The sequence below is a fragment of the Pirellulales bacterium genome, assembly GCA_036490175.1.
Classification (GTDB): domain Bacteria; phylum Planctomycetota; class Planctomycetia; order Pirellulales; family JACPPG01; genus JACPPG01.
Map to the genome: position 1 here is coordinate 21,166 of DASXEJ010000293.1, position 7,588 is coordinate 28,753.

A 7,588-nucleotide genomic window follows, 5' to 3' on the forward strand; every position below is an offset into this window, starting at 1 on the left:
CCTCGGTCGCTTTTGCTACAACGCTTCGCCGTTCCAGCGCACAAAACCTTCCAGTGCGTAGAACTCGGGCAGGCCGAGCTGGTTGTAGACATCGGCCGTGTTGCGGTTGCGATCTTCGGCCCGTTGCCAGAATTCGCGGACGTCGGGGCCAGGAAAGAGGGCCGAGTCCTTCTGCGACTCGTGACGGAAGATGGCCGCCTTTTTTTGCTTCAAATCGCGCGGGCTCAAGGGGACCGCGATGTCGATCTCGTGAGGCGGCCACTCCTGCCAAGCGCCGCGATAGAGAAGCGCTTCGGGACGCGAGCCCTTTTCCGCTTCGATTTGTTTGAGCGTGCGAATGATGGCCTCGGCACACACGCGGTGAGTGCCGTGCGGGTCCGACAAATCCCCGGCGATATAGACCTGGTGCGGTTGCACGCGGTCGAGCAACTCGCGAATGATCCGCACGTCCTCGTCGCCGACCGGGTTCTTGGCGATCGTGCCGGTCCGATAAAACGGCAAATCGAGAAAGTGCAGATGCTCTTCGCGGCAGCCACAAACCAGGGCACCGGCCTTGGCTTCGCTCCAGCGGATCAATGCCTTAATGCGCAGCACGGTCTCGATATCGGGGTCGCCCGGCCCTTTAGATGCCAGAGCCTGATTCACCTGCGTTTCAACTTCTTGCGAACGATCCACATCAATGCCGAAACGGCGATTGAATTCGACCACCAGGTCGGCAATTCGCTGCGCGTCGTGGTCGAACACGGCGATGTTGCCGCTGGTCATATAGGCCACGTGGACTTCGTGCTGATCCTGCACCAGGCGGATCAACGAGCCCCCCATGCTAATCACGTCGTCGTCAGGGTGAGGGCTAAAGCAGATGACACGCTTGGTTTCGCGGCCGGCCGGATGATACTCGATCGTATCCATCAGCCAGCGAAAGACACGGTGCGACAGGCTTTGGGCTGGGCCGTGATGCCGTAGCAAGCGGTGCAAATTGTGATCGCGGAAGTCCTGATCGTCGAGCTTTAGTAGTGCCTTGCCGGTTCGCTGCGAGAGCCACAGCACGGCCCGCTTGATCATCGGCTCGGTCCAGTCCAGCGGACCGAGCAGCCAGGGCGTGGCGATGCCGGTCAGCTGACCGGCCGCGGCTTCGTCGACGAGCACGGTGGCATCGGCGTGATCGCGCAGCAGGCTCGCCGGCACGCGCTCGGTCTGTGGCTCTTCGACCGCCTCGCGGATGATCGTGGCTTTGTGTTCGCCGAGGGCCACTAACAAGATCTTGCGGGCATCGAGAATCGTCCCCAGCCCCATCGTCAGCGCTTGCGTTGGTACGTTGTCCTCGCTGAAAAAGTCGCTGGCCGCGTCTTTGCGCGTAATGGGGTCAAGCGTGGCCAATCGCATGCGGCTGTGGCGCAGGCTGAATGGCTCGTTGAAGCCGATGTGGCCATTGCGACCGATGCCGAGCAATTGCACGTCGATCCCGCCCGCCCGCTCGATCGAGGCCTCGTAACGGCGGCAATAATCGTCGACGTCGTCCAGCGGCACGGTGCCGTCGGGGATGTGCACGTTCTCGGGCGAGACGTTCACATGCCTCAGGAAGTTGTCGTGCATCCAACGGTGATAGCTCTGCAGTTGGTCCGGTTGCAGGCCGTAGTATTCGTCGAGGTTGAACGTCGTCACTCCGGAGAAGTCCAATCCCTCTTCACGGTGCAGACGAATCAGCTCGCGATAGATACCCAGCGGCGTCGAGCCGGTCGGCAGCCCCAGCACGGCCATCTGGCCAAAGGAGTTTCGCTCGCGGATCACGCCGGCAATGGTCTGGGCCACATGCCGGGCAAGCTCACGGTTCGAGTCGAAAATATAGCAGGGGATCTGGGCGCCGGGCACACGCCGTGCCGCAGGAGTCGCCGTGAAGGGGAGGGTGGTGGCCATCAACGGGGGATGCAGCAAGAGGGATGAATCAGTTTGGTCGTCGCGGCCGGCACCTCGGCCTGACTGAACCATTTAGTATGCCCAAAAATGCCTCACAGGGATACTCCAAATGGGCCCTGCCGCTGGGGCCCTCGGAGCGAGAACCGCCCGCTTTTTTACGGCCGGAATCGCGCTTGCCGCGGCGCGATCAGGATTCATTCCCGGTTGTCGTGACGGCGATATTGTCGCGGTGGATCACTTCCTGGTAGGGGCAATGCCCCAGGACGGGGGCAATCGCGTCCGTCTTCAGCCCCTTGATTCGCGCGACCTCTTCGGCCGTGTAGTTCGTCAAACCGCGGGCGAACTCCGTGCCTGCGGCGTCGCGTAGCGAAACGATATCTCCCTTTTTGAAATTCCCGACTGCTGCGACGACACCGATGGCCAATAGACTGCGCCCCTGCTTCTCGATAGCACGGCGGGCACCATCGTCGAGCACCAGGTGGCCGCGCGGCTGGGCGGTGAAGCCGATCCAGCGCTTGCGCGAGGCGATGGTTTGCCCCTGGGCCACGAATAGTGTGCCCACCTCTTCGCCCGCCAGAATCCGCGCCAAGTTGCCTGGCTGCCGTCCGCTGGCGATCACGACATTCTCACCCGAGATCGTGGCCATGCGTGCCGCGGCGATCTTGCTGGCCATGCCCCCTTTGCTCAGGCCGGTCTTCACATCGCGCACTAGCGCCAGCACAGAATCATCGAGCCGCGTGACGGTCGAGATTAGTTTCGATCCGGGCGCGCGCGGATCTCCGTCATAAAGCCCGTCGACGTCGGAAAGCAGAATCAATAGTGGGGCGCGGATCAAGTTCGTGACCATCGCCGCCAAGCGGTCGTTGTCGCCGAACGTGGTCTGTAGCTCCTCGACGCTGACGGTGTCGTTTTCATTGATGATCGGCACCGCGCCCAATTCGAACAGGGTGAGTATCGTGTTGCGCACATTGAGATAGCGGGTGCGATCATCCAGGTCGTTAGCCGTCAGCAGCAGTTGGGCGGCGTGCCGACCGTGGGCCCGCAGCGTGCGGTCGTAAACCTGCACCAGATAGCTTTGCCCCATGGCGGCCACGGCCTGCAACTGCGCCAGGTCGCGCGGCCTTTCGCGCATGCCGATGCGACCCATGCCAGCGCCCACCGCGCCCGAACTGACCAGGGCCACCTTGCGACCGGCCTCGAGCAGCTGGTGGATCTCCTCGGCCAGGGCGGCAATGCGCCCCTCGTCGAGCGTGCCATCGGCAGCCGTCAGCACCCGTGTGCCAACCTTGACGACGACCACATCGGCCGCGGTGGCAATTTCTTGACGCAAAAGGTCCGTCATGCGGAAGACAGCTTTCTAAAGACAAGACGCATCCAACTAGCGTGGAAGCGGATCGAGGCCGGCGATACACCGTAAACGAATCACCTTCAAACTGTACCAATACCGGCCCGCGGGGTCACTGCCCGAAGGGCACGGCACCGATTACAATCGTGGGACAACTTACCCTCTCCGCCCGTTCACTGTTTAGATGATCCAGGGCGGCCTCCCTTTCGTTCCCACCGAGAGCCATTGCGATGAAGACCTGTTTTGCAATAGGGGCGTCCGCCGTTTTGATAGTACTTGGCTTTGCTGCGCTCGCCTCGGCCGCCGCTGACGATATTAAAATCGAGCGCGTCGTGGGACCCGAAGTGCCAGGCCGGTACAAGCATCCCGCGTCGATCGAGGAGTTGAACAACGGCGACCTGTACATCGCCTATTACGGCGGCGATGGCGAATACGCCGAGCAGACGGCCGACTACGGCATGCGCTTGAAGAAAGGGGAGACGAGATGGTCCACCCCCAAGGTTATTGCTGACACGCCGTTTCAATCTGATGGAAATGCCGTCATCTGGCAGGCGCCCGATGGGCTGGTGTGGCTGTTCTACGTATGCCGATTCGGCGATACCTGGAGCACTTCGCGTATCAAGGCCAAGATCTCGCACGACGGGGCCGAGACCTGGAGCGACTCGTTCATGATCGCGCTGGAAGAAGGGATGATGGTCCGCAATCGGCCGATAGTTTTGGCCGACGGCGATTACCTGCTGCCGGTCTACCGCGAAACAGGCTTCGACCAGGAGAAGGTCGGCGACGACAGCACTTCGCTCTTTTTGCGCTTCAATCCGAAAACCAAGAAATGGACCGAGAGCAGCAGGATCAGCTCGCGAATGGGCAATATTCAGCCCGCGGCCGTGCAGATCAACGATAAAGACTTGATCGCCTATTGCCGGCGCGGCGGCAGCTACGAGCCCACGACCGATGGCTTTGTGGTCCGCAGCGAATCGCACGATGGCGGACTTACCTGGAGCGAGGGACGCGACTCGGCATTTCCGAATCCCAACGCCGCGGTCGATTTTCTTAAGCTCAAGAATGGCCACTTGCTGTTGGTCTATAACGACAACATGAACGACCGCACGCCACTGACCGTGGCTATTTCGACCGACCAGGACAAGACGTATCCTTTTCGCCGCAACGTGGCCACCGGCAAAAACTCGTATGCCTATCCCTACGTGATCCAATCGGCCGACGGCAAGATTCACCTGATCTACACTTCGGAAGCGCGCAGCGTGATCAACCACGCGGTGTTCGAAGAATCCGCCATCACCAAAAAATAGACGGCCGCACGACGGGCGATCTCTGAAAAACAAGACCCAAAGAGTTCTAACCACGAATGACACGAATATGTTTTCGTGTCCCGCAATTCAATCGTGCAATTCGTGTGATTCGTGGTTGTCGTCTTTTGTGTCTGCGAATTATTCGCCGAACTCGAGCGTTCCGAACTTGCGGAACTCGTGAAAGCTGGGGCCCACGCGGGCCCAATCCCAGCTGCTGGTGCGACCTTCGTCGTAGTCCATGCGGTAGAAATTGGCGCGCCACCGCATGCCCGGCTTGGGCGGGACGCCAGCTAATGGTTCGAGCAATTCGAACGGCATGAAGATCTCGGCCTGCCAGCCTGCGATCTTGGCGCCCGATTGTTTGGGGCCGCCAGTGATCGTTGTGGCTTTTCGAATCTTTCGCTTCCCCTCGTAGTGCCAGGGGCGCCAGCCAAGAAACTTGCCGTCGATATTCGGGACTAGGATCGGCAGTTCAAAGCCCAGCGGTGAGATCTCGTACTCGAAGTAGATCGTCTGCCGTTCGTCAGGCCAAAGGAAAAACTCGAAGACGTCCTCATTCCAGAGATCGAGAAAATCCTCGGTCATCGTGGCGGTGAGTTTCTTGTCCGCGCCATCCATCAGCACGTACAGACCCGTCTCTGAGTACAGCACCTTGATGCGCGTTTGGTAGTCGGCCCCCGCAGTCCCACGCCGTGACAAGGGCTCCCAAGCAGCTTTGTTCCATTCCGGAGCGCTGCCGTCGCCTCGAATCGTGAAATCCGTTGTTCGCGGCACGCGTAACGTTGGCGTGTCGCCTGCCGCGGGCCTGGCGACTTCTGTCTTTGCGGGCTGCTGTTGGGCCAATAGCACGCGTTCGGCATTCTTGGCGTAAATCTTGGCCAGCACGTCGTCGGGTAGAGACATCCCGTATATTCTCCAAAATCCTTGCAGGTGATGACTCGCCGCGCAATCAAAATACTCGTCTTCGGTTTCCAGGAAACGGTAGTAAATCCGAAACGCGTCACGACGCGGCGTCGTATCGGTGCCGAACATGATACGATCCTGGTACTTAATGAAGAATTTGCGGGCAGAATAGGGTGCCCGTCCCAGCTCAGAGATGCGCGCGTCGATATCGACATACAAGTTCGGATGCTCGTCGAGCGATTTACCGACAGCCGCCAGATCCTCGGCGTTGTTGCCGAAGTGTGCGCCAATGAACGTGGTCTGTGGATGCCGCCCCACGACCCGCAGATATTGGCCGAGCAATTCTTCGCGCGTGGGGAATCCATTGCCATAGAACAGCCATTGCGGATGTTCGTTCAACTCGTGCCAACGCTCGTTGTGACGATCCAGCGGTGTGAAGAAGGCTGCCGGATCGGCCGTATGAATCATCACGGGCTTACCGTGCTTGCCGCAAAGGGCCCACAGCGCGTCGAGCTTGGGATCGTCTACCGGCATCAGGCGTCCGTCCTTGTAGCGGATGCCGAGCCCGAGCGATTTGTGGATCTTCAGTCCCTTGGCGCCCTGGCGAAAGCTTTCTTCTAGCCGGGCTGTTTCGCGCGCGCTCCAGGCGTCGTCGTCGATGCCGTCGAAGTTGATCTGCGCGAACGTCAGGAATCGATCCGGATGGGCCTGGTCGAGGGCGGCCAATGTCTCGGCAAGCCGATCGCCCCAGCCGCCATCGAGGTTCACGACCGTTCGCACGCCGGCTTCGTTCATCTCGGTCAGGTAAGCGGCCACACGCTCGGGCGTAAGTTGTGCTTTGCCAGCACCAAGATGATTATGCACGTCGATCGCGGGGAATTTCGGCTTGGCAAGCTCGGTTGCCGGCGTGACCAACATGCTGCGAGGTTGCCAATCTCGCAGCTTGAGTTCGCGAATGTCTTCTGCCTCGTCGCCGCGTGCAGCCGTAGCCGAGAGCAAAATGACCATCGCCAAAATAGCGCTTCCGGCGCAATGTAAAGCTTCTGTGGCGACGGCAGCAGGGCAGGGTAGGGGGGCTTGTCCAAAGATGCGCCGTTCGTGCCAGGGCATGATGCTCTCCCGCTCGCAGGTCTCTCGGGTCGTGCGGTAACAGGCCCCACGTTAGGCCCGCCGGGGCGGCATGTCGAGTTTGTGGGGCCATTGGCATCAGGTAATCGCCGGGCTGGCACCAGGCCCGTTGGTCGGGCAATATCCATGGGAACCCAAATTGCTGCCTGGGACGGTTGTATCAGTCAAACACCCCAATTAGCTTGGATGATAGAGGCACGGGCCATGTCCTGGCCCACCGCGACGTACATCACGCGAGGTAATCGGTCATGAGCTTGCAGCGAATCGGCGGCGTATTGGGCGTTTTTGTGTTAGTGCTGGGCATCAATACGACCGCGCAGGCTCAATGGGGCTTCGGCGGCGGATTTGGGTACGGTGGTGGATTTGGCTGGGGGGGCGGCGGCTTCGCCAACGGTGCCTACACGCTCGAACCACCACCCTATTTCTCGATCTTCCCGCCCGTCTATTACAGTCACGTTACGCCGCGTCCCTACGGGTTCAGCCCGTTCGCCTATCCTGGCTTTGCCCAGACCCCGGAACGTATCGGCATGCAGTCGACTCCCTATGTCCCGCCGCGACGACAGACTGTCAATCGTGCGGCGTCGGCCCAGACGGTATCCAAGCCGGTGATCATCAAGAACCCTTACGTACTTCCCGAGGCTGAGCGGCCCGAACGATTGGCTGACGGACGCCCCGTGCCGCAGGATGTCTCGAACAGCAAGTACGCCTCTGCTAGCAGCGAGGGGCGAATCGGCCTGGACAGATAGGCGAAAATCGCTAACCTACCTGCCCGGCTGGCTCTAGAACGATGCCTCGGTGTCGTTGCCGGCCGGTGCGCTCATCTCTTCGCCTATTCCCGGTCCTCGGATAACAGTCCGCGATTCGTGCGGCGCCCCTGCCGCGCGCTCGCGGCGTTTCGTCTGACATCGCTGTGCGGATTAATCGGTGGAAAGGAATCTACCCATGCGCGGGTTGCTTGGCCTGTTGTGCGCCGTGACCGTGGCGACGATTG

5 protein-coding genes are annotated in these 7,588 nt (G+C 60.5%); 2 read left to right on the forward strand and 3 right to left on the reverse strand.

Translation table 11 applies throughout. The features are described from left to right. Positions 1–15 precede the first annotated feature (15 nt). Together nagB and proB are read right to left on the reverse strand one after the other, a co-directional pair. On the reverse strand, positions 16–1,914 hold the full coding sequence (gene nagB, locus VGG64_22110) for a glucosamine-6-phosphate deaminase (GenBank protein ID HEY1602312.1): 1,899 nt from the start codon (positions 1,912–1,914) through the stop codon (positions 16–18). Between the two features lie 187 nt (positions 1,915–2,101). After that, positions 2,102–3,256, reverse strand: a complete 1,155-nt coding sequence (gene proB / locus VGG64_22115) for a glutamate 5-kinase (protein HEY1602313.1) — start codon at positions 3,254–3,256, stop codon at positions 2,102–2,104. 233 nt (positions 3,257–3,489) lie between these two features. Between proB and VGG64_22120 the strand changes: the two genes are divergently transcribed. Then, positions 3,490–4,566: a sialidase family protein gene (locus VGG64_22120; GenBank protein ID HEY1602314.1), complete on the forward strand. Its 1,077-nt coding sequence runs from the start codon at positions 3,490–3,492 to the stop codon at positions 4,564–4,566. Positions 4,567–4,704: 138 nt separating this feature from the next. Here the strand turns inward: VGG64_22120 and VGG64_22125 are convergent, their stop codons facing one another. Beyond that, the gene (locus tag VGG64_22125) at positions 4,705–6,579 is read right to left on the reverse strand and encodes an amidohydrolase family protein (GenBank protein ID HEY1602315.1); all 1,875 of its coding nucleotides are present in this window, start codon (positions 6,577–6,579) and stop codon (positions 4,705–4,707) included. A 266-nt stretch (positions 6,580–6,845) separates the two neighbouring features. Between VGG64_22125 and VGG64_22130 the strand changes: the two genes are divergently transcribed. Continuing rightward, positions 6,846–7,343, forward strand: coding sequence for a hypothetical protein (locus VGG64_22130; GenBank protein ID HEY1602316.1), 498 nt, complete (start codon positions 6,846–6,848; stop codon positions 7,341–7,343). The last annotated feature ends 245 nt before the right edge of the window (positions 7,344–7,588 follow it).